The sequence below is a fragment of the Hyunsoonleella aquatilis genome, from assembly GCF_014270105.1.
Lineage (GTDB): Bacteria > Bacteroidota > Bacteroidia > Flavobacteriales > Flavobacteriaceae > Jejuia > Jejuia aquatilis.
The window spans coordinates 499,159-522,473 of sequence record NZ_JACNMF010000003.1 but is presented as its reverse complement, the minus strand read 5'-3'; the positions used below and the strand labels follow the sequence as shown (position 1 = coordinate 522,473).

The following is a 23,315-nucleotide window of genomic DNA, read 5'->3' as shown; positions in this document are numbered from 1 at the left end:
TACTACTACAATTTGAAGGTGAGTTCTGAATAGTCCGTAATTTTTGGTATGATGTCCAGGGCCTTTAGTTGCTTTTGTACGTTCATGATTGTGGGCTCGTCTATCAATTCTTGAGACCATTCAGTAATAGTCAACCAGTCTTGCACATCTTCAAGTTGCTGTTTGTAACGATTGGCGATCATCCTATCAATACTTGGAATATACTTAAACTCCGAAGTGGTCGTATTTATAATTTCCAAAATCGTTTGGAGTTCGGCACAATGATTCTCGATAAAATCTTCCCGAACGGCAATCACAAAGCAGGGCCAGGGTGATGGACAATCATCTATACGTCGAAACACACCTTCATCTACCAAAGGCTTGGTGGTATATTTTTCCCAAAGAAAATAGTCTGCTTGGCTGCTGGTCAAACCTTCCACGGCGCCCTCCAGGTTTTTTATCACTTCAAAATCAAGATCTCTATCCATATCCCAACCATTATTTTGAGCATTGATATAGGCCATTAAGTGAGAACCTGAACCATAACGGCTGATAGCGGCTTTTGTGCCTTTGAGGTCACTATTTTTTTTATATTTTGAATGATGCGCAACATGTACTCCCCAAACGAGAGGCGTTTGCACAAAAGTTTGGACAATTTTACTCGGGTTGCCAGCTATGATATCCTTTATGATGCCTTCCGTGAGAATAACTGCGATATCGATTTCCTGATTCCTCAAGCCTTGGCACATTGCACCAGTGCCCCCGGGATAATCTTGCCATCGGAGGTTGATGCCCTTTTCTTTGTATTCGCCATTTTTCAAAGTGAGATACCAAGCCAAATTAAAGTGTTCTGGCACACCACCAATATTTACTTTCATCATTAAATTCTTTCTAGGGTATGTGTAATCAATTTTTCAATGGTTGCTTTAGGGTTTGAACTGAATGTTCCGTTAGGGCGATTGGCAATTATTGCATTTAAGGATATGGCGCGATGTCCCAATAATTTTGCCAGACCATAAATACCCGAAGTTTCCATTTCCAAATTGGTAATTTTGGTATTGCCGAAGCTAAAACTTTCCATGTTTTTATTTAAACTTTCGTTGCTAATCGGCAATCGCAATATACGTCCCTGTGGACCGTAAAAACCAGAGGCCGTTACCGTTAAGCCTTCATGAGTTTGATCGCTCTTAAATTTATCGATTAAGGTTTTAGAGCCTTCAACAACAATAGGTCTTGCACGGTTTTTGCCCCAATTCGTATGTGCTATGAAAGCGTCTTCCAAAGATGAGTTGGAAATGGTTTCAATTTGATAGGCGTGGAGCATTCCGACCAAATCCAACGCGTGGGTACTTATCAAAAATGAATCCAAGGGAATATCCTTTTGTACAGCACCAGTTGTTCCAATCCTAACGATGTTGAGGGATTTGAGTTGCTTTTTTATAGTTCTGGTTCCAAAATCAATATTCACCAAAGCGTCCAATTCATTTAAAACAATGTCTATATTATCGGTGCCAATACCTGTCGAAATTACTGTGATACATTTGCCCTTAAAAAGGCCAGTTTGCGTTTTGAACTCCCGTTTTTGGGTTTCAAAATATATACTATCAAAATGTTTGGTAACCTGAGAAACCCTATCCTGGTCACCCACAAAAATGATGGTGTCGGCAATATCCTTTGGCTTTAAATTGAGATGATAAATACTGCCATCGGGATTTAAAATAAGCTCGGAGGGTTTAATTGGCATTGAAAGCGGATTTAATCAATCTGTTTTCCGATTTACTGAATTGAAAATCCAATTTCTTAACGCCACCGTAAACCATGTCATTTTTGAATTCTCTGGCAAAATTATGCTGTCCAAGCAAGGCTTCATGTCCTGTTCTATTGAGTCGGATTTCTTCATCGGAAATGGTATAAAAGGGACTCAAATCGTTAATCATACGTTCTAACTGTAAGTCCCCATAGCCATAATATCCCTGATAGTTAAGGGCATAACCCAATAAATGATGTTTGGATTTAATATCGTTTTCCTTAATGAGTTTTAAAATATTAGTTTCCAAAATATTCAAACCAGTGATGGAATCCGGAAAACGCTCTAAGTGCGCCTTTAAACAGTTGCTCATATATTTAAAGGAAGAGGGCTGTATGATGTAAGGTTTGAATAAATTGTGGTCTTTACCACAGTAAATTTGCCAAAGGGTGATGGCCAAACTCATGTCTTCTTTGGTAAGTTTTACTTTGTTTTTATAGTGCTTAAGTAATTGTCCGGAATTCAATTCCGTCAACCCTTTTAAAGTGGTGCTACCCGGAATCATCCCGCTACACACCAAAGAAATAGGAAGGTTGATTTTTTTCTCGTGCAATAAGTTCAACACTGCCAGCATGTTGATATGGCAAAACAAATCGTATTCAAACCATAGTACAATTTCGGAGTACCTTTCGTTAGCATTGTCCATTTGGTGCAAGGCAAACTCAACTTTAGTTAAATCCAGCTCTACATTATAAAACTCTTGAAGAAATGCAATACGCAACTCAATAAATTCCTGAGTATGCACTGCTTCCTGGGTGGGGCCTTCGCAGAGCATTTCTTGCCATGTAAGGAGTTCGCCCTCAATTTCTAGTTCTTTCAGATAGCCCGTAAGACTACCGCCGTTAGTGATATGTAAAATTTGCTTCTTCATTATTTATCCTCCAACACGTTTTACTTTAAACCCCTTGTCCTTCAGGATCTGCATGATTTTATCTCGATAGTCGCCTTGTATAATTATTTTGTCGCCTTTAAAACTCCCGCCAACGCTTAAGGTAGTTTTAATGTCTTTTGCTAATTTTTTAAAATCCTCAGTTGCTCCCGTGTAGCCTTCCAAAACCGTAGTAGGTTTTCCTTTTCGTTTTTCATATTTACATATGATGGGGTCGTCCTGCATCCAAATATCTGGTGTTCCCATAGGATTATCAGTGGTTTCCTCAGATACATGGTCTGGAAATAAGTTCTTTAATTGGTCTTGTAAATCCATATTTATCAGTCTTCAGTGTTCAGTATGCAGTAATCAGTATTAGGCTTGACTGCCTACTGAACACTGCCAACTGTCTACTTTTTAATAAGCCCTAATTCAATTAAACGTTCATTTAAAAACTTCCCCGCGGTAATATCCTCAAATTGTTTTGGGTTTTTATCGTCAATACAATTATCCAAAACGTCAAGCTTCATATCACTTACTGGATGCATAAAAAATGGAATAGAGTACCTTGAAGTGCCCCAAAGTTCCTTTGGAGGATTCACAACACGATGGATGGTGGATTTCAATTTATTATTAGTGTGGCGGGATAACATGTCGCCTACATTGATCATCAACTCATCGGGTTGAGCTACGGCATCAATCCATTCGCCCTTGTGATTTTGTACCTGCAGACCTCGGCCTTGCGCACCCATAAGCAATGTAATCAAATTGATATCACCGTGGGCGGCCGCTCGAACCGCTTCTTTGGGCTCTTCCGTAATGGGAGGGTAGTGTATAGGGCGCAAAATAGAGTTGCCGTTATGAATGTATTTGTCAAAATAAGTTTCTTCCAAACCTAAATGTAAAGCTAGAGCCCTTAGTACATATTTAGCAGTTTTTTCAAGCATGCGATACGTTTGCTTTCCTACTTCGTTAAACTCAGGAAGCTCTTCAACCTCCACGTTTTCAGGGTATTCCGATTTTAGCTTTTCATTATCCTCCACATATTGACCAAAATGCCAAAACTCCTTTAAATCCCCTTCTTTTTTGCCTTTGGCACTTTCCTTCCCAAAGGAGACATAGCCTCGCTGACCAGCAATTTCGGGGATTTCATATTTTTGCTTCACATCAACGGGCAAATCGAAAAATCGCTTTACTTCCTGGTATAATTTTTCGACCAAAGCATCGTTCAAAAAATGCCCCTTTAAAGCTACAAACCCAATCTCCTCATAGGCTGTGCCGATAGCGTCTACAAATTTTTGTTTCCGTTCCGCATCTTCTGAAATAAAATCTCTTAAATCTACGCTGGGTATACTTTTCATATAGAATTCAGTACAGGTGTTAGTGGGTAAAAATACAAAAACATTCAATTTATAATTATTGAATTATATGCAATTTATTTATTAATAAAAGTAATTTACAGTATATTTGATAATGAATTAAGTACTTTTTTATGAAAACCTCAAAAATACCGCTTAACATTAGTTTTGATAACGATGGGCTAAACAACGATATCCTTTTGGAAATGTATCAAAATATGCTGCTGCCCAGAATGATTGAGGAAAAAATGTTGGTGTTGCTGCGACAAGGAAAGATTAGCAAGTGGTTTTCTGGTATTGGGCAGGAGGCCATTGCTGTTGGTGTAACGATGGCTATGGATTCTAAGGAATATATTTTACCGATGCACCGAAATCTAGGGGTGTTTACAACGCGACAAATTCCACTTTATAGACTTTTTGCCCAATGGCAAGGCAAAGCTTCGGGGTTTACCAAAGGACGTGACCGTTCGTTTCATTTTGGCACACAGGAATATAAAATTGTTGGGATGATTTCGCATTTGGGGCCGCAACTGGGAGTGGCGGATGGCATTGCACTGGCTTCAAGGTTGAAATCGAAAAACCATGTAACGGCTGTTTTTACAGGTGAAGGCGGTACAAGCGAGGGTGATTTTCATGAGGCACTGAATGTGGCTTCGGTATGGCAGTTGCCAGTTTTATTCTGTATTGAAAATAATGGCTATGGCTTATCTACTCCAACAAATGAGCAGTATAATTGTGAAAATCTAGCGGATAGAGGGCTGGGATACGGTATGGAATCGCATATAATTGATGGCAACAATATTGTTGAAGTATTTTCTAAAGTCGGTGCAATTGCTAAAAGCATTCGTCAAAACCCACGGCCGGTCTTGATTGAATTCAAAACATTTAGAATGCGTGGGCACGAAGAAGCCAGTGGTACAAAATATGTTCCAAAGGAATTGATGGATGCATGGGAGGCTAAAGATCCGATTTTGAATTTTGAATCATTTTTGATGCAGGAAGGGATTTTGGATGAGACTGAAAAGGACGAAATCATTTCAAATATTTCAGATGAAATCAATGTGCATTTAGACAAAGCTTTTTCAGAAGATGATATTGTTTCAAATGAAACAGATGAATTAAATGATGTTTTTAAACCATTTGATTTTAAAGAGGTTAATTCAAATCCAAACTCGAAAGAACTACGGTTTATTGATGCCATTTCCGAAGGGTTAAAACAAAGCATGGAACGCCATGACGATTTGGTCATCATGGGCCAAGACATTGCCGAATACGGAGGCGTTTTTAAAATTACTGAAGGCTTTGTGGAGCAGTTTGGGAATGAGAGAGTAAGAAATACCCCGATTTGTGAATCGGCCATTGTTGAAACAGCTATGGGATTGTCTATAGCCGGGATGAAAAGTGTGGTGGAAATGCAGTTTGCAGATTTTGTGTCTTCTGGTTTTAATCCCATCGTCAATTATTTAGCAAAGTCGCATTACCGTTGGGGGCAAGAAGCAGACGTAGTGATAAGAATGCCATGCGGTGGGGGCGTTGGAGCGGGCCCCTTTCATTCCCAAACCAATGAGGCGTGGTTCACGAAAACCCCAGGGTTAAAGGTGGTTTATCCAGCATTTCCTTTTGATGCTAAGGGTTTATTGGCCACAGCGATAAACGATCCAAATCCAGTGTTGGTTTTTGAGCATAAGGGGTTATATCGCAGTATCCGGCAAGAAGTGCCAATGGATTATTATACATTGCCTTTGGGTAGAGCTTCTATATTAAAAACGGGAGTTGACATCACCATAATTAGCTACGGAGCCGCGGTACATTGGGCTTTGGAAACGTTAGAAAAGCACTTAAATATTTCAGCGGACTTGATTGATTTGCGAACCTTGCAACCGTTGGATTCGGAATCAATTTTTAATTCGGTTAAAAAAACGGGGAAAGTGATCATTCTTCATGAAGATTCTCTTTTTGGGGGTATTGCCAGTGATGTTTCGGCAATGATTATGGAAACGTGTTTTGAATATCTGGATGCTCCCGTAAAACGGGTGGCTAGCCTAGAAACGCCGATTCCCTTTGCCAGCCAATTGGAGCAACAGTATTTACCCAGACACAGATTTGAGGAAGCTCTAGTGGCATTGCATAACTACTAATTTTATGCGTATATTTAGAAAGAATACGTTTTTGTCGTGCGCTATTTTTATTTTGTTTTTATGCTTATTGTGATTGGTTGTAAAAAACCAGAACCTGCTTTTGAGGACAAATACACTTGGCAGTCCAAAGAGGTAACGGCTACGGCTTACAACTCACTGTCTAGTCAAACAGACTCGGACCCAAATATCACGGCCTTTGGAGATCGCCTGAATCCAGGAGATAAATGTATCGCTGTGTCCCGGGATTTGTTGAAGCTGGGTCTAAAGCATAATACCCCAGTAAAAATTAATGGCCTCGAAGGCATTTATTTTGTAAAAGATAAAATGCATTCCCGATGGAAAAATCGAATCGATATTTATATGGGGGAGGACGTAAAGGTGGCTAGGCAATGGGGCAGAAAAAAGGTAAGTATTGAATATGGGATTCCAAAAAATTGAAAAAGTTGTTTGTTGTTTAATTGCGAAGTTGTTTAGTCGAGAAAAGACGCACCGTTCTAAACAACTCCACGATTAAACGACTACACATTCATACTACTTCGTTGACGCTTCTGAAAGTATAAATGGATAAGCGCTTTTCACTTGTTGCAACTCTGCTTTGCTCAGGACATCGATTGATTTTTTCAAAACAGTTTCGCAATAGGTTTTTCGCAACTCAAAATAAGCTTTGGTGAGTTCGTCCTGTACTTGGATAAACTGATTGTAGTTTGCATTTCTATCGGTTTGCAAGGAAATGACAGCTTTCGAGGGATTATCCGAAGATGTTTCAGTTTTAGCGCCATTACAATAGTTGCAACTATCGTCACCGTTGTTGTCAATAAAGGCCATAGCTAAATCCTTTACTTCATCAATGCTTACGATAGCATTATCCATCATAATTTCATTTTTGGAATTGATGGCGATTTTCAAAATGTTTCTTTCGGGAATCGGGGTTGTGCAATCTATTCCCGGAGGGCACACATCCGGTAATCTTCGGTAAATACCCTGGTCCTTGGGGATTGTTGCCGTAACTAGAAAAAAGATCAATAATAAAAATGCGATGTCTGCCATAGACCCCGCATTTACTTCTGGGCTTGATGTTGTTCGTATCATAATATATTATAGTTAAATGTTAATGCTATGAAAAACACAAAAACAATACCATAGATGACGAGTCGTTTTACCTCATATGATGATGAATCCCCTTAAGAACCGGTTGGTGAGGCGCCATGGCCATAATCCGTTTGTTCATTAAAAGATTTTCTTCTGTTAGCCCTTTTAAGTGTTTTGATATTTTAGTAATTGTTCTCATTTTTTGGTTGATGAAAGATTTTTTTGAAAGACGCTACTATCTGTAGCGCCTTTTATTGTTCCATTGATTGGATTTAGTTCCGTTTAAAGTGTCTGTTAATTGGTTGCTGTTTAATGTTCTCATGATTGTTGTTTTTTGATTGATGAAAGATGATTTTTTTTTTAAGACATTATTATCTGTAACGTCTTTTGCTATTCCACTGATTGGTTTTAGTACCTTCTAAAGTGTTTGATAATTGATTGGTGTTTAAAGTTCTCATAATTGTTGTTTTTTAATTGATTATACTAAATAGACGATGACGTTTCAATTTTGTTACAGTACTATGCATAACATAATAGTAAATTAACAAATTTTAACATTTTTAAGAGGAATAGAAGCAGGGAGTATCACTATTGGAATCAAATAGGAACGGTTATTGTTAAACAAATACAAAATAAGCCATGGAATAAGAAATCTTGAAAGAAAAGAAATATCTTTGACCCATTGTAACGTCCCTTTTCAATCTAATACTAAAGGACTTATGAGATTAATATTGATATGTATCGTTTTATTTGCCTTTGCCTCAAAGGCTAATGCGCAGATTGATACCAAAAAGGAATCGAATCGTTCTATTCCTGCCATAATTTCCCCGAAGGACTCTATCGATACAAAAAAAATAGTTCCTGTGAAGCCAGAGGAAAACGATGATTTTAAGGAACTTAACGCCCCCAAAGTGGTTTCAAAATTAGAGTTTCCCGAAAAAGAGTTTTCTATGTTTCCGGACGAGGAATTTGGCAACCCAGGCGAACTACACGAAAAAAAATTGAAGAAATTGAACAAAGAAGTGTTGCCCGAATATTATGGTGAAACTGCTGGACTAAAGGAAGATGCCTTTTGGGGAGATTACAAAACTACAGCTGATTATATAAATATATTAGTTCGGGATTATTCTGCAATTGACGGGGATTTATTGCACATTATGGTAAACGATGATATTATTGCATCCAATATTTATTTACAAAGTGGCTACAAGGGATTGAAGTTGGATTTGGTGGAAGGGCTTAATAGAATTGACTTTATTGCTGTAAATACAGGGGCCTCGGGTCCAAATACTGCAGAATATAAGATTGTAGATGACAAACTCAAAGTGATCTCAAGAAAAGTCTGGGCTCTTGAAAAGGGCATTAAGGTGACGATTATAATTTTGAAGGAATAATCTGCCCCACAATTTTATCAATCAACTGCAATTCCTCACCTGTAAATTTCAAGTTATTTAAAAATTTATGACAATAGGTTAGTCTTAAAGTAGGATTTTTAGTATATTAGTTTCAGAAATAATCTTTAATGAAGCGGTTTGCAGTTTTAATAGTTTGTATCTTTTCTCTTTTCTCTTTTCTCTTTCCTCTTATTCCCAAATTGAGAGAATAGATGAGGGCGAGTGGATTTTGTATAATCTGAATATCAACTCAGCAGATAATCTTAATCCAGTGAATTCAACTGGTTCGCCTGTTACAAGCAATTTTGGATCAGTAAATAGTAATATGCAGCATTTTATTACTTGGATTTGTGATGGTGGAGGAATACAAATAATATATAATTCTGAAAGTTCTTCCTTTACCTCATTTCTAACGGGTTGGACATTAGGAGGGTGTAATTTTTATCCGAATACCCACGCAGGTGAAGCTCAAGATACAGAAGGTAAGTTCTTGCAATTTTTTGGCATAATTAGCGGGTCAGTAGTTTTCAATTATGAAATTCATGAGGAAACTACGGAAGATCCAAAAACCTTGATAATCAGGTCTGCAAATGGTGACTTTGCCGTTTATCATTTCAATATATTATCCTCTGCGGAATTCGACACAAAATTATCATTGTCGATTTACCCCAATCCTGTTAAGGATAACCTTTATATAACGGCTAATTCAAATTTAGAAAATTCAATAGTTCAAATATTTGACATTCAGGGCAAAACACAAATATCGATAGAGCTGAGTACTGATAATTCATTGAATTTACAAAGCCTTTCCAAAGGCATTTACTTTCTAAAGATTAAGGATGTTTTGGGTAATGTTACAACTAAGAAATTTGTGAAATACTGAAAGTTTAACCGACAATTTCATCAATCAACTGCAACTCATCAACTGTAAAACTTAAATTATCCAAAGCCTTTACATTTTCCTTTAATTGTTTTGAAGAACTAGCACCAATTAACACCGAAGCCACTTGTGGTTGCCTTAAAATCCAAGCAATGGCCATTTGGGATAATTTTTGCCCGCGTTTTTGGGCTATATCATTCAGACTTTGAATTTTTTTGATATTGCTTTCTACCGTATTCTTATCCAAATAGGTCATGTTTTTGGCCGCCCTGGAGCCCTCGGGAATCCCATTCAAATATTTATCGGTAAGCATGCCCTGGGCCAATGGTGAAAACGTGATACATCCCACCCCGTTGTTTTCCAGCGTTTCCAATAAGCCGTCTTCTACCCAGCGATCAAACATCGAATATCTTGCTTGGTGCAGAATGAACGGGGTATTCAGGGCCTTCAGAATTTCAGCAGCTTTTTGGGTTTCTTTGGGCTTGTAATTCGAAATGCCAACGTACAATGCTTTTCCTTGCCGCACAATATCTGCCAAGGCGCCCATGGTTTCTTCCAAAGGCGTATCAGGATCTGGGCGATGGTGATAAAATACATCCACGTAGTCCAGCCCCATACGTTTTAAACTTTGGTCCAAACTAGATATCAAATATTTACGGGAGCCCCAGTTTCCGTAGGGTCCAGGCCACATATCAAAACCTGCTTTTGTGGCAACAAATAGTTCATCGCGATAGGATTTAAAATCGGCTTTTAAAATAGTACCAAAATTTTCCTCTGCCGAACCATACGGAGGGCCATAGTTATTGGCCAAATCAAAATGGGTAATCCCCAAATCAAAAGCACATCGCAACACTTCCCTCGCATTTTGAATACTGTCCACAAAACCAAAATTGTGCCATAAACCTAACGAAATTGCAGGCAATAGCACACCGCTTTTGCCTGTTCTTTTGTAAGTCATGGAGTTATAGCGCTCGGCAGATGCCTTATAAGATTCGATTCCGGATTTGTCGTTGATATGCATGGTGTTTCAGTTGTTTCATGCAAATGTAAAAATACTTTGGGAACCGAAGCTAATTTTAAAAATGGCTAGTTTCTTATTTCAGTAAGTTTTGAAGACAATTCATTTTTAATGCTTTCATCGGTATCATTTAAAGGCAATTGATTCGGGTTTAGTAAATTCGGATTTTCAAGTGGATTGCTACCAAGATTATAAAGGGCCTCAGCACCATTATCAAAAACTATGTATTTGTGGGTATTATTACGTATGGTTAAATCCTCTGTTTCAGCATAAGTATAGTCTCGGAAATTCAACAAAGTATTGCTAAATAAAGTTTTAAAGCTTTTGCTGTCATGTACTTCGGTTATTCCTGTTCCGGCAATATCGGCAATGGTTGCAAATAGGTCCGTAGTATTAATCAATGCATTTTCTATGGCATTTATTCGTTCAACCCCTTTGCCCGAAACTATCATGGGCACATTCACGCCGCCTTGATACACACTGCCTTTTACGCGTCTTGAATTATATTCCTGAGCCACTTGGCCTGGTGTGCCGTTATCACCAATAAAAATGATAATGGTATTTTCTTTTTCCTCCTCGGAAAGCGAGTTTATCAAACGCCCCATTTCGGTATCCAAAGCCTCAAGCATGGCGAGGTAGTAGGGTAGTGGGTTGGTATTGATGCTTGTTTCGTCCGCAGGTAAAGCACCTTTACTGTGCAAATTATTTGGGGGCAAGTGAAAAGGCGTGTGAGGAGCATTGTAGGCTAGCCATAAAAACCAGGGCTTTGATTGTTGGTCTACCCAATCAATGGCTAAATCCGTGAATTTAGAAGTGGTATATTCCGTCGAAGTTGTTCTTGTTCCATTTACATTGAGCATCCAATCCGAATATGACGACACTCCACCACCGGTAAAGCCGGCATAATACCCCACACCCATATCATTGGGGTGACTAGCGCTTCGGGACAAGTGCCATTTGCCAATTACGGCATGGGCATAAGCATTGTCTGTGTTCAAATCTAAATACTTTTGAAGTGATGTTTCCGACGTAGATAAAGGATCATCAACAGCCAAAACATTGGTCCTAAACCCATATTTGCCAGTAAGAATTGTTCCTCTCGTTGGAGTGCATGTTGGATTTGACCAAAGGTTATTGAATCGAATGCCAGTATCCATCAATTTTTGAAGATGGGGCATGTTTGGTTTTTCAGTGCCGATGTTGTATCCTGGTGTGGCATCAAGGCCCATGTCGTCTGCAATGACGAGTAAAATATTGGGAAGTTTGTCTGCCTGATTTTCCATTTCCATAGTGTCCTCTTCGCTATTCGTATCGATTTCAGAATTGGAACTACAGGAAAACAATCCAATAAAGGCAAAGGCAAAAACTAACCATTTCATAATTTTAAGATTAATGTGAATGAATTTAGATGCACATATTGGATAAAACTTGCGGCTAAAGGTTTAATCCATCCAAAAAAAAGTTAATATCCTCCTTAATAACTTTCACCTTAAATAAAGCACAAAACGCGATAAAGGTGTTATTTTTGCAACTTATTAAAAGCCATTTATGTCAATTTCTAAAAGCGAACTTAGGGAACGAAAAACCGGCAAGGATCTCTACAATTACCAAAAAAGTGCCATAAACAAGATTTTTAAAAGTTTTGAAGAATCGCCAACAGATTATCATTTGCTGTATCAATTGCCTACCGGTGGAGGGAAAACGGTCATCTTTTCTGAAATCGTAAGACAGTACTTAAAGACTAAAAAGAGAAAAGTACTGGTGATGACGCATAGGATTGAGCTGTGCAAGCAGACCTCAAATATGTTGACCGAGTTTGGAGTTATAAACAAAGTAGTGGATAGCAAGGCTGATTTGAGTGACCAAGCTGAATATAGTTGCTTTGTGGCCATGGTGGAAACCTTGAACAACAGGCTGAACGACGATAAATTGGATATCTCAGATATTGGCTTAGTGATAATTGATGAGGCACATTATAATTCCTTCACAAAATTATTCAAATTCTTTAGCCAATCGTTCATTCTTGGTGTAACTGCAACGCCATTGAGTTCCAGTATGGAATTGCCGATGACGGATAATTACGATGAACTTATCGTTGGTGAATCCATTGAATCTTTAATAGAACATGGGTTTTTGGCCCGTGCCGAAATGTTCAGCTATAATGTTGGTTTGACTTCATTGGTAGTTGGTGCAAATGGTGATTACACTGTAAAATCTTCCGAAGATTTATATACGGACGACAATATGTTGGGCAAGCTTTTGCGATCCTATGAAGAACGATGCAAAGGCAAAAAAACACTGATTTTCAACAACGGTATCAATACCTCCTTACATGTATACGATACCTTCAGAAGAGCGGGTTACCCCATAGCACATTTGGACAATACGAATACGAAGAAAGAGCGGGCAATGATTTTAAAATGGTTTAAAAAGACACCAGATGCTATTTTGACATCGGTAAGTATTTTGACCACAGGTTTCGATGAGCCCACGGTGGAAAGTATTATTTTAAATCGAGCTACAAAATCGTTAACGCTTTATTATCAGATGATAGGGCGTGGCTCTCGTGTTTTGGAAAATAAGGATACATTCTCGGTAATAGATCTTGGAAATAATTTCCACAGATTTGGGCCTTGGGGAGATAATTTGGATTGGCAACGTATTTTCAAATCACCAAATTATTATTTGGATACTTTGTTGAGCGATGAGGAATTGGAGAGCAATTTCAGGTACGAAATGCCAGATGACTTACGTGCCGAATTCAAAAACTCCGAGGATGTCCATTTTGATATCCAAAAAACCTATGTGGATGCCATTAGGGCAGGGGAGTCCACCAAAGTGGTGTTGGAACGTTCCATTGCGCAACATGCAAAAATTTGTATTGAAAATAGTGAGGATGTTTACGATGCACTGGCCTTGGCAAAACGATTGGGAGATGATATCGACTTCAGGATTCAGCGTTATACCAAATGTATCAGCAAAAGTACGCACAACTTTGTGGAGTGGTTAAGGGGAGAATATCGTAAAAAATTAAATTCTTATTTACGTGTGAATTTTGATGAAGTTTTTGAAGAGATTCACGGCTTTGCACCAAAGGAATAGTTTTTGAATTTTGTGGTTAGTTCCCCTTTTTGAACCTTATTTCTTTAAAAAAGATTGGAATTCAATTCATTTTATTGCAATTATTTTATTGATTTTTGAGTATTGCTAGACTATTTGTAAAAGTTAATTCCATTTAAAAAGGGCGTGGCATTTTGCTTTATATTTACCGTTTGTTTTTCTATTCTTTTTAGGATTATGAACGGAGTTCATCTATTCGAAGAAGGTATTTGTTTTCTTAAGAATAGAAATATTAAATTTTAAACCAACAACCAATCAAATGAAAATTGGTATTCTAAAGGAAACCCAAAAAGGGGAAAAGCGGGTTTCATTATCACCAAACATTACAAAACAATTAATTTCCAAAGGATTTGAAGTCATTATAGAAGAGGAGGCAGGAGCAAATTCCTCCTATCTTGATACTGATTTTGAAAATGCCGGCGCACAAATTGAAAAAAGGGGTGTGGTATATAAAGAAGCAGAGATACTTATCAAAATAAACCCCTTTGATGATGAGGATTTGAAATTGGTAGATGCAGGTCAAATTTTAATCAGCCAACTCTATCACAAATCCAATCCAAAGTTGATTGAGGCTATCTCCAAAAAGGGAGCAACGGCATTTTCCATGGACGCCATCCCACGGATTTCTCGGGCACAGGATATGGACGTGTTGAGTTCCCAAAATAATTTGGCGGGCTATAAGTCTGTTATTCTGGGAGCTTACGAAATGACAAAAATCTTTCCTTTGATGATGACTGCCGCAGGTACAATCACACCATCAAAAGTTCTGATTTACGGAGTTGGAGTTGCTGGATTACAGGCTATCGCTACAGCAAAACGCCTGGGTGCGGTTGTTGAAGCTACGGATATTCGTAGCGAAACCAAGGAACAGGCCGAATCCTTAGGTGCAAAATTCATTTCGGTGGACAATGAAGGTGAGGAGTCCGCGGGGGGTTATGCGAAGGAAGCTTCTGAAGACTATAAAAAGAAACAGCAGGAAGCCGTGAACAAATCCCTATTTCAGGCGGATCTGGTGATTACAACAGCCAATGTTCCCGGCAGAAAAGCACCAATTTTGATTACTAAAGAACAAGTGGCTCAAATGAAGAATGGAGCCGTTATTATTGATTTAGCGGCAGCGCAAGGCGGTAATTGTGAATTGAGCAAACTTAATGAAAAAGTAATCGTAAATGGGGTAAAAGTCATAGGTACCAACATCGCCCCTGAAAGTGTTGCTACTAACGCTAGCGAGCTCTACGCCAAAAACATATTTAATTTCTTGGTTCATCTGACGAATGATGAGGCCAAATTCAAATGGGATCTGGAAGAAGAAATCACAGATGAAACTTTAATTGTTAAAAACGGGACCATCCGAAAATCATAGCATTTATGGACAGTATTATTCAATTTATAAGCGACAATCTACAAATGGTCTATATCTTAATTTTAGCCATTTTTGTGGGAATAGAAGTCATAAAAAGCATTCCGGCGGTATTGCATACGCCTTTAATGTCTGGGGCCAACGCCCTTAGTGGTGTGGTGATTGTAGGGGCTATTTTGGTGCTGTTACACTCAAGTCCGGATGATTATTTGGCTTTGGCTCTAGGATTTATCGCGGTTGTACTGGGAATATTGAATGTTGTTGGGGGATTTGCTGTCACCAACAGAATGTTGCAAATGTTTAAAAAGAAAAAGTAATGAGCGTACTATTAAGTGTTATTTATCTGATTGCAACTGTAACGTTTATTGTTGGCCTAAAACGATTGGGGCATCCCGATACCGCTAAAAGTGGCAACATGATTGCAGCCATCGGAATGGGGCTGGCCATCGCAGGCACGATTTTTATTCACGATCTTGAAGTTGCACCAATCATCTATATTTTGATAGGCTCTGCAATTGTAGTTGGGGCCATTATTGGCTATTTAATCGCCATTAAAGTTGAAATGACTAAAATGCCAGAACTGGTATCACTGTTCAACGGTTTTGGTGGTGCAAGTGCCGCCTTGATTGGGCTTGTGGAGTTTAGCAAACAGGTTGATGATTCACTTCAGGCGATAACTATTGTTTCAGGAATTATTATTGGAGCCATTACCTTTTCAGGGAGTTTGGTAGCCTGGGGGAAGTTAAATGGCACTTTTAAAAGTGTGGTGAAACTGCCTCAATACAATTTGATCAACAACCTATTCTTCTTAGGGGTTATTGCCTTTGCGGTCTTTATGATTGCAACTGGTAATCACAATACACTATTCACTTATGGATTGCTTTTGGGTGGCTTGTTATATGGCATCCTATTTGTTCTGCCTATTGGAGGTGCGGATATGCCTGTTGTAATTTCGTTATTGAACTCTTTAACGGGTATTGCGGCTGCTATTACAGGTATTTTATATAACAATATGGTAATGCTGGTTGGCGGCATTTTAGTCGGTTCTGCGGGTATTATTTTAACCGTGGCCATGTGCAAGGCCATGAACCGCACATTAGCCTCTGTAATATTTGGAGCATTTGGAAGTACCGATGCCGTTGAAGGTGGAAGCAAGGAACAAGGCTCTATCAAAAAAACCACGGCCAGTGATGCTGCTATTATGATGAATTATGCAGATAACGTCATTATCGTTCCTGGTTATGGATTGGCCGTAGCACAAGCGCAACATGTTATTCATGAGTTGGAAGAATTGCTCACAAAAAAAGGGGTAAACGTTAAATATGCGGTACACCCTGTTGCCGGAAGAATGCCCGGACACATGAATGTCCTATTGGCTGAATCTAATGTGGATTATGCTCTTTTAGTGGATATGGACGACATCAATCCCCAATTTATAAACGCTGATGTTGTGCTGGTGGTTGGTGCCAATGATGTTGTAAATCCAGCAGCGCATAATGACCCTTCAAGCCCTATTTATGGCATGCCAATTTTGGATGTTGAAAATGCAAAGCACATCGTGGTCAACAAACGAAGTATGAATGCAGGTTACGCCGGAATTCAAAATGAACTGTTTTTCAATTCGAAAACATCAATGCTTTTTGGGGATGCCAAAGCTGCCTTAACGGAATTGGTAAGCGAATTGAAAGGTATGTAAATACAGCATTGGCTATATTTGTCCAATGGGCTTTTTGAATATAATTAACGACATCCGCCATACGGTGATGACTTCAATCACCAGAGGTATTGGCGCATCAAAGTACCAACCAAAATTTGAAGGCGGGGAGATACCCAAAATTGAGAAAATCCTAGTTATTAGGCCGAATCATAAGCTTGGCAACCAATTGTTGTTGACCCCCTTGGTTCAAGAACTTGAAAATATCTTTCCGCATAGTCAGATTGATATTTTTGCAAAAGGGACAGTGGCAAACATTGTATTCAAAAATTACTCTTCTGTAAAAAAAATATACCAATTGCCAAGAAAGCCATTCAATCATCTTCTAAGATACGCTTGGTGCTGGTTTTCCATAAAGGGAAAACGTTACAATTTGGTTATCAATGGCGACAAGAATTCTTCATCTGGAAGACTGTTGACGAAGTTTTCAAGAGGAAGGTTTAAGATTTTTGGGGATGTTCCAGAGGAGGTGCAAACTCGATATTCGGATTATACTCATATTTCAAAATACCCGATTTACAACACCAGATGGTTTTTAAGTCGAATTGGTCATAAGGATTGTATGCCGGATATACCTACTTTAAGTATAAAGCTTAGCAAAGCGGATTTACAAAATGGCCAAACGATTTTAAAGGATTTGGTCAAAAACAATAAAAAGACGATTTGTATTTATACCAACGCTACGGGTAACAAATGTTATTCGGAAGCTTGGTGGGAATCATTATACCAGGAGCTTTTAAAGGTATACAGTAATAAGTACAGTATCATTGAAATGCTACCTGTAGAAAATATTTCAAGAATCAATTTTAAAGCCCCACATTTTTACAGCAAAGATATTCACGAAATGGGGGGAGTTATAGCCAATACATCAATATTCATTACTGCGGACAACGGTGTAATGCACCTTGCCAGTGCTTCACAAACGCCTGTCCTTGGATTTTTTAAAACCACGGATTTGGATATTTATGCACCCTACGGAAATAACAGCATCGCTTTGGATACCAGAGAAACCTCAATGGAGGATTGGATTGCGGAAATTAAAAGGATGCTTTCTGAATAACAAGTGTTGTTATCAGCGCCTACCAGAAAACTCCATGGCCTCGCCCTTGCCAAAACCATAACTAATTCCGAAGGATACAAAGCGTCCGCGCTGGCTGCTGTTCACTAAATAAGAATTAGGCAGGAAGGTAATGCTCTTGTTTATCCTTGAGGCGAACACGTCTCGAATACTTAAATTTAAGATGAGTCGGCCTTTTAATAGCTTCTTTCTTAAACCAAAGTCCATAAATACGTTTTCGGCAATCTCCTGCAGTAAGGTTTCAAATCGAGATCGGTAATCCCCGGTGAATTCCATTTCAATCTCAGCTGGAAGCTTAAATTTTGAGGTTACCCTCGTTGACCAACGGTTGCCATTAAAATCAAACGACCTGCTTTCAAAAGTACCTTTTCTGTTAAAAAAATTGATGTTAAAATCGCCGTTAATTGTAAACCAGTTGGAAGGGGAGTACTTCCCATTTACTTCAAAACCTGTTGTGTTATTGGTGCCTACGTTTTCCGGTAGCGAAATACTGACGTTGTCCTCATCAACCCTTATGATACGTTCAATTACATCTTTGGTATATCGGTTGTAAACGCTAAAGCTCAAAGAAGCTTTATCCAATTTTTGGATACCTGTCAACTCATAGGAATTTGTAAATTCTGGTTGCAGTTTTGGATTTCCGGTAGAAATACTAAAATTATTACGAATACTGGAAAACGGATTTAAGCTTCTTAATCTTGGTCGATTAATCCGCCTGGAATAGCCCAATTGCAATGAAAAATTATCCGTGAGATTATAGGAAGTGTGGGCGCTTGGAAATAAATTGACATAATCTTGGTCATTTTCCTCATTGGTCCTTTCCAGCAAAGTATCGATATCGGTTTGCTCCATGCGCAAGCCTATTTTTAAACCCCAAACATCACCCTCATAGGCCGTTGTGGCATAAAGCCCCAGCACCTTCTGAGAGAAATCAAAAAGGTTGGTAAAGTCTGTAATACTTACCCAAACATCATTTTCAAAATCGCTGACTTCAAAATCATTCCCAACAATATTTATCACATACTGTGCTCCGGTTTCAAGAGTATATTTTTCCAAAAACGGGTGTGTGTAATCCAACTTAAAAGTGAATTCCTCCAATTTGTAGTCTGTTCTGGAGCGTTGCCTCAAGTCGTTACTATCTCCAGCTAAAGTAGTATTTTGAAATTCTGAAGATTGGTCTTTTCTAAAGGAGCTTCCCAGTGCGCTAAACAACAAGGTCTGATCCTTGTGCCGTTTAAAATCTTTTTTGTACTGTAGCTCATAGCGTATTTTTGGATTAGTAGCCTCGGTAGTTTCGTTCCGCCTCCAAATATCTGTATCTGCTTGGGTTTCCTCGGTAAAAAAGGAAGTGACACCTTGGTCCTCTTTTTCAAAAGCATAAGAACCGGAAAGAGTAATAACATTTCTGCTGTTAATATAATAATCAGCCCCAATCAAAATATTATTGAACTTTTCATCAAACGCGCTTTCCCCATTGCTCGATATCGATGTGCCAGTGGTTAAGTTTCTATTAATGGACTCTCTTTCGTTGGGAAAGGTCCTTAGCCCAATGCCCATTTGACTGAAAAAATTAAACTTTTCCGTTCGCCGGTTAAGACTTAGTCCAAAACTGTTGCTGTTGGGAACCCCCATATTCAATGTAGCTGAACCGTTTAAACCTTTTTTGTCGGATTTTTTTATGACAATATTGATAATCCCCGAGGTGCCCTGAGCATCATATTTTGCAGACGGATTGGTGATGACCTCAATTTTTTCAATCATATCGGCAGTAATCGTCCCTAAGGCATTGCCATCGTTGCCTGCAATTACCGAGGGTTTGCCATCAATCAAAACCTGAACGCCCTGATTGCCGCGCAAACTGATTTCGCCTTCAATATTTACATTTACTGAGGGCACATTATTCAATACTTCAAATACGCTCGCTCCCGTGGTGCTCAAATCCCTGCCAACATTAAAGACCCGTTTATCTAGCTTAAATTCCGTTTGTGATTTTTCCGCACGAATAAAAACTTCATTCAAAGTTTCTTGGTTCTCTTCAAGCACTAAGGTCTTTAGGTCAATAGTTTGATTTTCCAAATTAAAATTTGAAAAAGTTTGGGTTGCATATCCCATAAAACTAATTTCAATGTAAAAATCTGAAGCATTGGTGCTAATTGAAAAAGAACCGTCTTCCCTGGTGATGCCTCCCGTAATAGGTTGATTTTCAGATTTACTTAATATCGAAATTGTTGCGTATGCAATCGGTTGATTGCTATTAGCTTCAACCACTTTCCCGACTATCTTGATATCTCTGTTTTGAGCACTCAAAACGCCAAATTGAAATATCAAAGCAATGATGGAAATGAATCGTAAATAAGGTCGAAGCATTAGTGTTCTTATTATATAGAACAAATATAAGCTTATAGTTTTTGTTTGGAAATATGAAACAGCGGTATTAACAAGCGCTTTTGAGCCTATTAATTGATGTCACATTGACATGGTTTTCGAATTCACAAAAGACATTATGTCACTTTATTTAAGGTGTTTGGGATTTGAAGGCCATTTTTGCGCCAAAATTCCCGAAAAATTCGTTTGGCATTTCATTTGTCCATTACGAAAGTGAAAATTAAAATATTAAAGTTTAATCTAAAATTTAAAATACAATGAGTGCACTAATGAATATTCCTAGAAACGGACAGGCGCATAAAAATTCTGGTTTAACTCATAGAGGATGGTCAAACTGGATAGACGATTTATTTAATACAGAAGCCATCCCATCTGTATTCGCTAACGAGTTCAGTACTGGTTTTTCCATGCCAAAAGTGAATATCATGGAGACCAATGATGATTACTTTATAGAGTTGGCGGTACCAGGATTTAAAAAAGACGATTTTAATATCGATTTGGACAACGAAGTATTATCAATTTCGACGGAGCATAAAGAAGAAACAGAAACTTCTGAGGGCAACTATACCCGCAAAGAGTTTGGTTATTCCTCTTTCAAGAGAACATTTTCCTTGCCCGAGTACATTGACGAAAGTAAAATTAAAGCGACTTACGAAGAAGGCATTTTGACCGTGAAACTTCCAAAAAGGGAAGAGGCTAAACCAAAGCCTTCGAGAACAATAGAAATTTCTTAATTATTAGTTTTAAATGTTTTTAGAAAAAGGGGCACACTGTGCCTCTTTTTTTGTTACCTACAAAAGATAAGATTTAAAGGCGTTTTTGAGGTATTACGAAATGGGTCTTGACACTTAAAAATCTTGTTTCTACCTAAAATGCGAATATTTTAAATACACTTTTTTGCCAATAATTTTTTTTAATCTTCTATTGAGCAAAATATAGTAGTAAATCGGTGAGGTGGGGATATACAACAGCCTGTTCTTTTTGTACAGCGATAATTTGGAACGCATGATGTATTTCACCATCTCCTCAGGGGAAATCAAATACTTTTTAATTGTGGGCAGATTATTTTTAAGTCCCTGAAGAATACTCATCTTATAAGAATCCTCCCCAACAGCATTGTTCCCAATATTGGAATAAAAGCCTTCGGAAATAGACTGAACCCATTTCAATTTGCGTTTGGGAATGTGGGTGCCAATTTTTAACGCATACTTTGTTACGATGCTCTGAGCCATTTCCGGCTCGTAGCAAATGGTGTTAGTGCGTTTACAATATTCTTGAAATAAAGCGAACATAACATCCTGGCTTTGCGCTATATATTTGTCGTAAACTGCCTTTTCATGCGGTTCGTGGTATTCAATGGTATATTGGCTGGCATCGTCTTGATAGCCCAGGGTACTGCCATGTGGGGCTTGGGCTAATTGTTCGTACAATTCGGTGTTGGCCATCATAATTTGATCAGCATAGTTTAAATATGGGCTGATTTCAAAATTAAGACCCCAACGAGCGGTATCGGCATTGATGGATGAGCGGAATTCCTTTAGTCCTAAATAGTACCCCTTTACGGGTATGGTTTTATCAAAAAACTTATATAATTCGTCCTGCATGGTGCCTCCCCAGCCAATGTCCACCAAATAAACACCTTCTTTTTCAAAGGCTACCTCAAACGATTTTAGATAATTGGAAAAAGCAGTTTTTTGTTCAATCTGATGTTTTTTGTATACGGCTTTGAACTTAGTATTGGACAGTAGTTCGTCAAAAGCCTTCGAAGCAAAAAAGCCTTCAATTTTGGACTCTGTATCCGAATCTAAACTATGCAGAATATCGTGTTTGTCTTTGTCACTAAATGTAAAATTTTCTATAAAATTTTTAATTGACATATTAGCATAATTCGCTTTCAAATAACTAAATGTCTCCTCTTCAAGGGGCTTTAAACTAATTTGTAAAGACGACTGACGGGACATTTTGAGATAATGCGTATCAACAAATTGTCCACCTTCCAAGGCATTGAGATCTTGGTAATAATCAAAGAGCTTTTTAAAAAACAATCCTTCGCGTGCCAAGAAAAACAAATTTTGGATATTGTTTTTACGGCACTCTGAGTATAATTTTTCAATAAAAAGGCTAAAGAAAATGACATAATCGCTATAAGGCGATACCTTTTTAGAATTGCCTCTTTTGTACAAGTGTCTAATGATACTTTTGTAGTCCTTAAAATCATTGCCAAAACGCAGTTTTTTCTGCTTCTTTATTTGATCGGCATTCGGTATGTGAAAGGCCTTCAAACCTGATTTTTTGGCATTGGACACATCGCTTCGGTGGTTATCACCAATCATCATAACTTCTTCCGCGTTAATACTCAATTTATTGATGAGATAGTTATAAAATGTGGCCTCGTGCTTACTGCAACCATGTTCGGATGAAATAAAAACACCGTCAAATATATCTTCCAAATCATGATGGGAAATTAACCTTTTTATCAATTGCTCAGAGGTATAAAAATCGGATACGCAATACACGCTGAGCCCTTTGCTTTTAAAGTGGCGCAAAGTTTCAACTGTTTCATTATTCAAAAACTGAACATTACTTTCCGCCCTGAACTCGCAAGCTTCGCTAATCTCCAAGAAATCATCCGACGTCCCAGTTAAGTTGTTCTTCAGCTGATTTTTTAAGCGCCTGTAAATTTCCCTAATCAAATGACGATATGGGATTTCGCCAGCATTTACTTTACGTTGTTTCACCAAATAATGGGTAGCCTCATAGCGGGTAAAATACAAATGATCAATTGACAAGGACAGTCCCAATTCCCTAATCATATATTTGGCCCAAAGCCGAAGCACATAATTTGGGTGCACTGTGCGATGCACAATGGTGTCGAAAAAATCGGTGAAAATGTATTTAATTCTGGTATCCTCAAATACCTCTTTTAATAGTGGCTCTCTCATGGTTCAAAATGCGATTGTCTTAGGGAAAATGGTTGTCGCAATTTGATGGGTCTAAATACAAAACGAATGATTTACTAAGTATTGGTTTGGTCAATAATCTTGGTAAAGATGGGTTATGTAATATAGCAACAAATCGATGTTTATCAAAAGTTTACAAATCGGGTATTAATAGCAAAAATAATCGT

20 protein-coding genes are annotated in these 23,315 nt (G+C 38.3%); 10 read left to right on the top strand and 10 right to left on the bottom strand.

The features are described 5' to 3' along the window. Positions 1–5 precede the first annotated feature (5 nt). From H7U19_RS10900 to H7U19_RS10880, 5 genes are all read right to left on the bottom strand, one after another. Positions 6–860 (bottom strand): substrate-binding domain-containing protein, encoded by an 855-nt coding sequence (locus H7U19_RS10900; RefSeq protein WP_186562246.1) that lies wholly within the window; start codon positions 858–860, stop codon positions 6–8. Next, positions 860–1,723 (bottom strand): nucleoside phosphorylase, encoded by an 864-nt coding sequence (locus tag H7U19_RS10895; protein WP_186562244.1) that lies wholly within the window; start codon positions 1,721–1,723, stop codon positions 860–862. Before H7U19_RS10895 ends, H7U19_RS10900 begins: the two co-directional genes overlap by 1 nt. After that, positions 1,713–2,657, bottom strand: coding sequence for a DUF1835 domain-containing protein (locus H7U19_RS10890; protein ID WP_186562242.1), 945 nt, complete (start codon positions 2,655–2,657; stop codon positions 1,713–1,715). Before H7U19_RS10890 ends, H7U19_RS10895 begins: the two co-directional genes overlap by 11 nt. Before the next feature lie 3 nt (positions 2,658–2,660). Continuing rightward, positions 2,661–2,990, bottom strand: coding sequence for a translation initiation factor (locus H7U19_RS10885; protein WP_186562240.1), 330 nt, complete (start codon positions 2,988–2,990; stop codon positions 2,661–2,663). A 74-nt stretch (positions 2,991–3,064) separates the two neighbouring features. Further along, a complete protein-coding gene (locus H7U19_RS10880) occupies positions 3,065–4,015 on the bottom strand; it encodes an isopenicillin N synthase family dioxygenase (RefSeq protein ID WP_186562238.1) in 951 nt (316 codons plus the stop codon). A 203-nt stretch (positions 4,016–4,218) separates the two neighbouring features. Here H7U19_RS10880 and H7U19_RS10875 point away from each other — a divergent pair, with 203 nt between their 5' ends. Both H7U19_RS10875 and H7U19_RS10870 read left to right on the top strand, forming a co-directional pair. Continuing rightward, complete coding sequence (locus tag H7U19_RS10875) at positions 4,219–6,150, top strand: alpha-ketoacid dehydrogenase subunit alpha/beta (protein ID WP_425489557.1); 1,932 nt, start codon at positions 4,219–4,221, stop codon at positions 6,148–6,150. A gap of 60 nt (positions 6,151–6,210) precedes the next feature. Beyond that, positions 6,211–6,588 (top strand): 3D domain-containing protein, encoded by a 378-nt coding sequence (locus H7U19_RS10870; RefSeq protein WP_186562236.1) that lies wholly within the window; start codon positions 6,211–6,213, stop codon positions 6,586–6,588. A 93-nt stretch (positions 6,589–6,681) separates the two neighbouring features. Here the strand turns inward: H7U19_RS10870 and H7U19_RS10865 are convergent, their stop codons facing one another. Next, positions 6,682–7,239 carry an ExbD/TolR family protein gene (locus tag H7U19_RS10865; RefSeq protein WP_186562234.1) on the bottom strand — a complete coding sequence of 186 codons (558 nt, stop codon included), beginning with the start codon at positions 7,237–7,239 and terminating at the stop codon, positions 6,682–6,684. A gap of 719 nt (positions 7,240–7,958) precedes the next feature. On the opposite strand from H7U19_RS10865, the gene H7U19_RS10860 reads away from it, so the two are divergent. Together H7U19_RS10860 and H7U19_RS10855 are read left to right on the top strand one after the other, a co-directional pair. Continuing rightward, positions 7,959–8,633 (top strand): hypothetical protein, encoded by a 675-nt coding sequence (locus H7U19_RS10860; protein WP_186562232.1) that lies wholly within the window; start codon positions 7,959–7,961, stop codon positions 8,631–8,633. 325 nt (positions 8,634–8,958) lie between these two features. Then, the gene (locus H7U19_RS10855) at positions 8,959–9,516 is read left to right on the top strand and encodes a T9SS type A sorting domain-containing protein (protein WP_186562230.1); all 558 of its coding nucleotides are present in this window, start codon (positions 8,959–8,961) and stop codon (positions 9,514–9,516) included. 4 nt (positions 9,517–9,520) lie between these two features. Here H7U19_RS10855 and mgrA read toward each other — a convergent pair whose 3' ends face one another. Both mgrA and H7U19_RS10845 read right to left on the bottom strand, forming a co-directional pair. After that, positions 9,521–10,534: an L-glyceraldehyde 3-phosphate reductase gene (gene mgrA, locus H7U19_RS10850; RefSeq protein ID WP_186562229.1), complete on the bottom strand. Its 1,014-nt coding sequence runs from the start codon at positions 10,532–10,534 to the stop codon at positions 9,521–9,523. Positions 10,535–10,599: 65 nt separating this feature from the next. Beyond that, complete coding sequence (locus H7U19_RS10845) at positions 10,600–11,910, bottom strand: sulfatase-like hydrolase/transferase (RefSeq protein ID WP_186562227.1); 1,311 nt, start codon at positions 11,908–11,910, stop codon at positions 10,600–10,602. Between the two features lie 169 nt (positions 11,911–12,079). Here H7U19_RS10845 and H7U19_RS10840 point away from each other — a divergent pair, with 169 nt between their 5' ends. The 5 genes from H7U19_RS10840 to H7U19_RS10820 all read left to right on the top strand — a co-directional run bounded on the left by H7U19_RS10840 (position 12,080) and on the right by H7U19_RS10820 (position 17,785). After that, positions 12,080–13,633 (top strand): DEAD/DEAH box helicase, encoded by a 1,554-nt coding sequence (locus H7U19_RS10840; protein WP_186562225.1) that lies wholly within the window; start codon positions 12,080–12,082, stop codon positions 13,631–13,633. 277 nt (positions 13,634–13,910) lie between these two features. Then, positions 13,911–15,014, top strand: a complete 1,104-nt coding sequence (locus H7U19_RS10835; RefSeq protein WP_186562223.1) for a Re/Si-specific NAD(P)(+) transhydrogenase subunit alpha — start codon at positions 13,911–13,913, stop codon at positions 15,012–15,014. A 5-nt stretch (positions 15,015–15,019) separates the two neighbouring features. Then, positions 15,020–15,328 (top strand): NAD(P) transhydrogenase subunit alpha part 2, encoded by a 309-nt coding sequence (locus H7U19_RS10830; protein WP_186562221.1) that lies wholly within the window; start codon positions 15,020–15,022, stop codon positions 15,326–15,328. Then, positions 15,328–16,707: an NAD(P)(+) transhydrogenase (Re/Si-specific) subunit beta gene (locus tag H7U19_RS10825; protein WP_186562219.1), complete on the top strand. Its 1,380-nt coding sequence runs from the start codon at positions 15,328–15,330 to the stop codon at positions 16,705–16,707. Before H7U19_RS10830 ends, H7U19_RS10825 begins: the two co-directional genes overlap by 1 nt. Before the next feature lie 25 nt (positions 16,708–16,732). Then, entirely contained in the window at positions 16,733–17,785 is a 1,053-nt protein-coding gene (locus H7U19_RS10820) for a glycosyltransferase family 9 protein (RefSeq protein WP_186562217.1), read from the top strand. Between the two features lie 12 nt (positions 17,786–17,797). Here H7U19_RS10820 and H7U19_RS10815 read toward each other — a convergent pair whose 3' ends face one another. Next, positions 17,798–20,170: a TonB-dependent receptor gene (locus H7U19_RS10815; protein WP_186562215.1), complete on the bottom strand. Its 2,373-nt coding sequence runs from the start codon at positions 20,168–20,170 to the stop codon at positions 17,798–17,800. 275 nt (positions 20,171–20,445) lie between these two features. Here H7U19_RS10815 and H7U19_RS10810 point away from each other — a divergent pair, with 275 nt between their 5' ends. Next, complete coding sequence (locus H7U19_RS10810) at positions 20,446–20,922, top strand: Hsp20/alpha crystallin family protein (RefSeq protein ID WP_186562213.1); 477 nt, start codon at positions 20,446–20,448, stop codon at positions 20,920–20,922. Between the two features lie 129 nt (positions 20,923–21,051). On the opposite strand, the gene H7U19_RS10805 is transcribed toward H7U19_RS10810, so the two are convergent. Continuing rightward, positions 21,052–23,130, bottom strand: coding sequence for an HAD family hydrolase (locus H7U19_RS10805; protein ID WP_186562211.1), 2,079 nt, complete (start codon positions 23,128–23,130; stop codon positions 21,052–21,054). Positions 23,131–23,315: the final 185 nt, after the last annotated feature.

Excerpts from the sequence above, each read along its gene's own strand:
- H7U19_RS10855 (WP_186562230.1), top strand. The coding sequence starts at position 8,959 with ATGCAGCATTTTATTACTTGGATTTGTGATGGTGGAGGAATACAAATA.
- H7U19_RS10815 (WP_186562215.1), bottom strand. The coding sequence starts at position 20,170 with ATGCTTCGACCTTATTTACGATTCATTTCCATCATTGCTTTGATATTT.
- H7U19_RS10895 (WP_186562244.1), bottom strand. The coding sequence starts at position 1,723 with ATGCCAATTAAACCCTCCGAGCTTATTTTAAATCCCGATGGCAGTATT.
- H7U19_RS10890 (WP_186562242.1), bottom strand. The coding sequence starts at position 2,657 with ATGAAGAAGCAAATTTTACATATCACTAACGGCGGTAGTCTTACGGGC.
- H7U19_RS10880 (WP_186562238.1), bottom strand. The coding sequence starts at position 4,015 with ATGAAAAGTATACCCAGCGTAGATTTAAGAGATTTTATTTCAGAAGAT.
- H7U19_RS10810 (WP_186562213.1), top strand. The coding sequence starts at position 20,446 with ATGAGTGCACTAATGAATATTCCTAGAAACGGACAGGCGCATAAAAAT.
- H7U19_RS10865 (WP_186562234.1), bottom strand. The coding sequence starts at position 7,239 with ATGATACGAACAACATCAAGCCCAGAAGTAAATGCGGGGTCTATGGCA.
- H7U19_RS10900 (WP_186562246.1), bottom strand. The coding sequence starts at position 860 with ATGATGAAAGTAAATATTGGTGGTGTGCCAGAACACTTTAATTTGGCT.
- H7U19_RS10805 (WP_186562211.1), bottom strand. The coding sequence starts at position 23,130 with ATGAGAGAGCCACTATTAAAAGAGGTATTTGAGGATACCAGAATTAAA.
- H7U19_RS10840 (WP_186562225.1), top strand. The coding sequence starts at position 12,080 with ATGTCAATTTCTAAAAGCGAACTTAGGGAACGAAAAACCGGCAAGGAT.
- H7U19_RS10825 (WP_186562219.1), top strand. The coding sequence starts at position 15,328 with ATGAGCGTACTATTAAGTGTTATTTATCTGATTGCAACTGTAACGTTT.
- H7U19_RS10845 (WP_186562227.1), bottom strand. The coding sequence starts at position 11,910 with ATGAAATGGTTAGTTTTTGCCTTTGCCTTTATTGGATTGTTTTCCTGT.
- H7U19_RS10885 (WP_186562240.1), bottom strand. The coding sequence starts at position 2,990 with ATGGATTTACAAGACCAATTAAAGAACTTATTTCCAGACCATGTATCT.
- H7U19_RS10875 (WP_425489557.1), top strand. The coding sequence starts at position 4,219 with ATGTATCAAAATATGCTGCTGCCCAGAATGATTGAGGAAAAAATGTTG.
- H7U19_RS10820 (WP_186562217.1), top strand. The coding sequence starts at position 16,733 with ATGGGCTTTTTGAATATAATTAACGACATCCGCCATACGGTGATGACT.
- H7U19_RS10830 (WP_186562221.1), top strand. The coding sequence starts at position 15,020 with ATGGACAGTATTATTCAATTTATAAGCGACAATCTACAAATGGTCTAT.
- H7U19_RS10870 (WP_186562236.1), top strand. The coding sequence starts at position 6,211 with ATGCTTATTGTGATTGGTTGTAAAAAACCAGAACCTGCTTTTGAGGAC.
- H7U19_RS10835 (WP_186562223.1), top strand. The coding sequence starts at position 13,911 with ATGAAAATTGGTATTCTAAAGGAAACCCAAAAAGGGGAAAAGCGGGTT.
- mgrA (WP_186562229.1), bottom strand. The coding sequence starts at position 10,534 with ATGCATATCAACGACAAATCCGGAATCGAATCTTATAAGGCATCTGCC.
- H7U19_RS10860 (WP_186562232.1), top strand. The coding sequence starts at position 7,959 with ATGAGATTAATATTGATATGTATCGTTTTATTTGCCTTTGCCTCAAAG.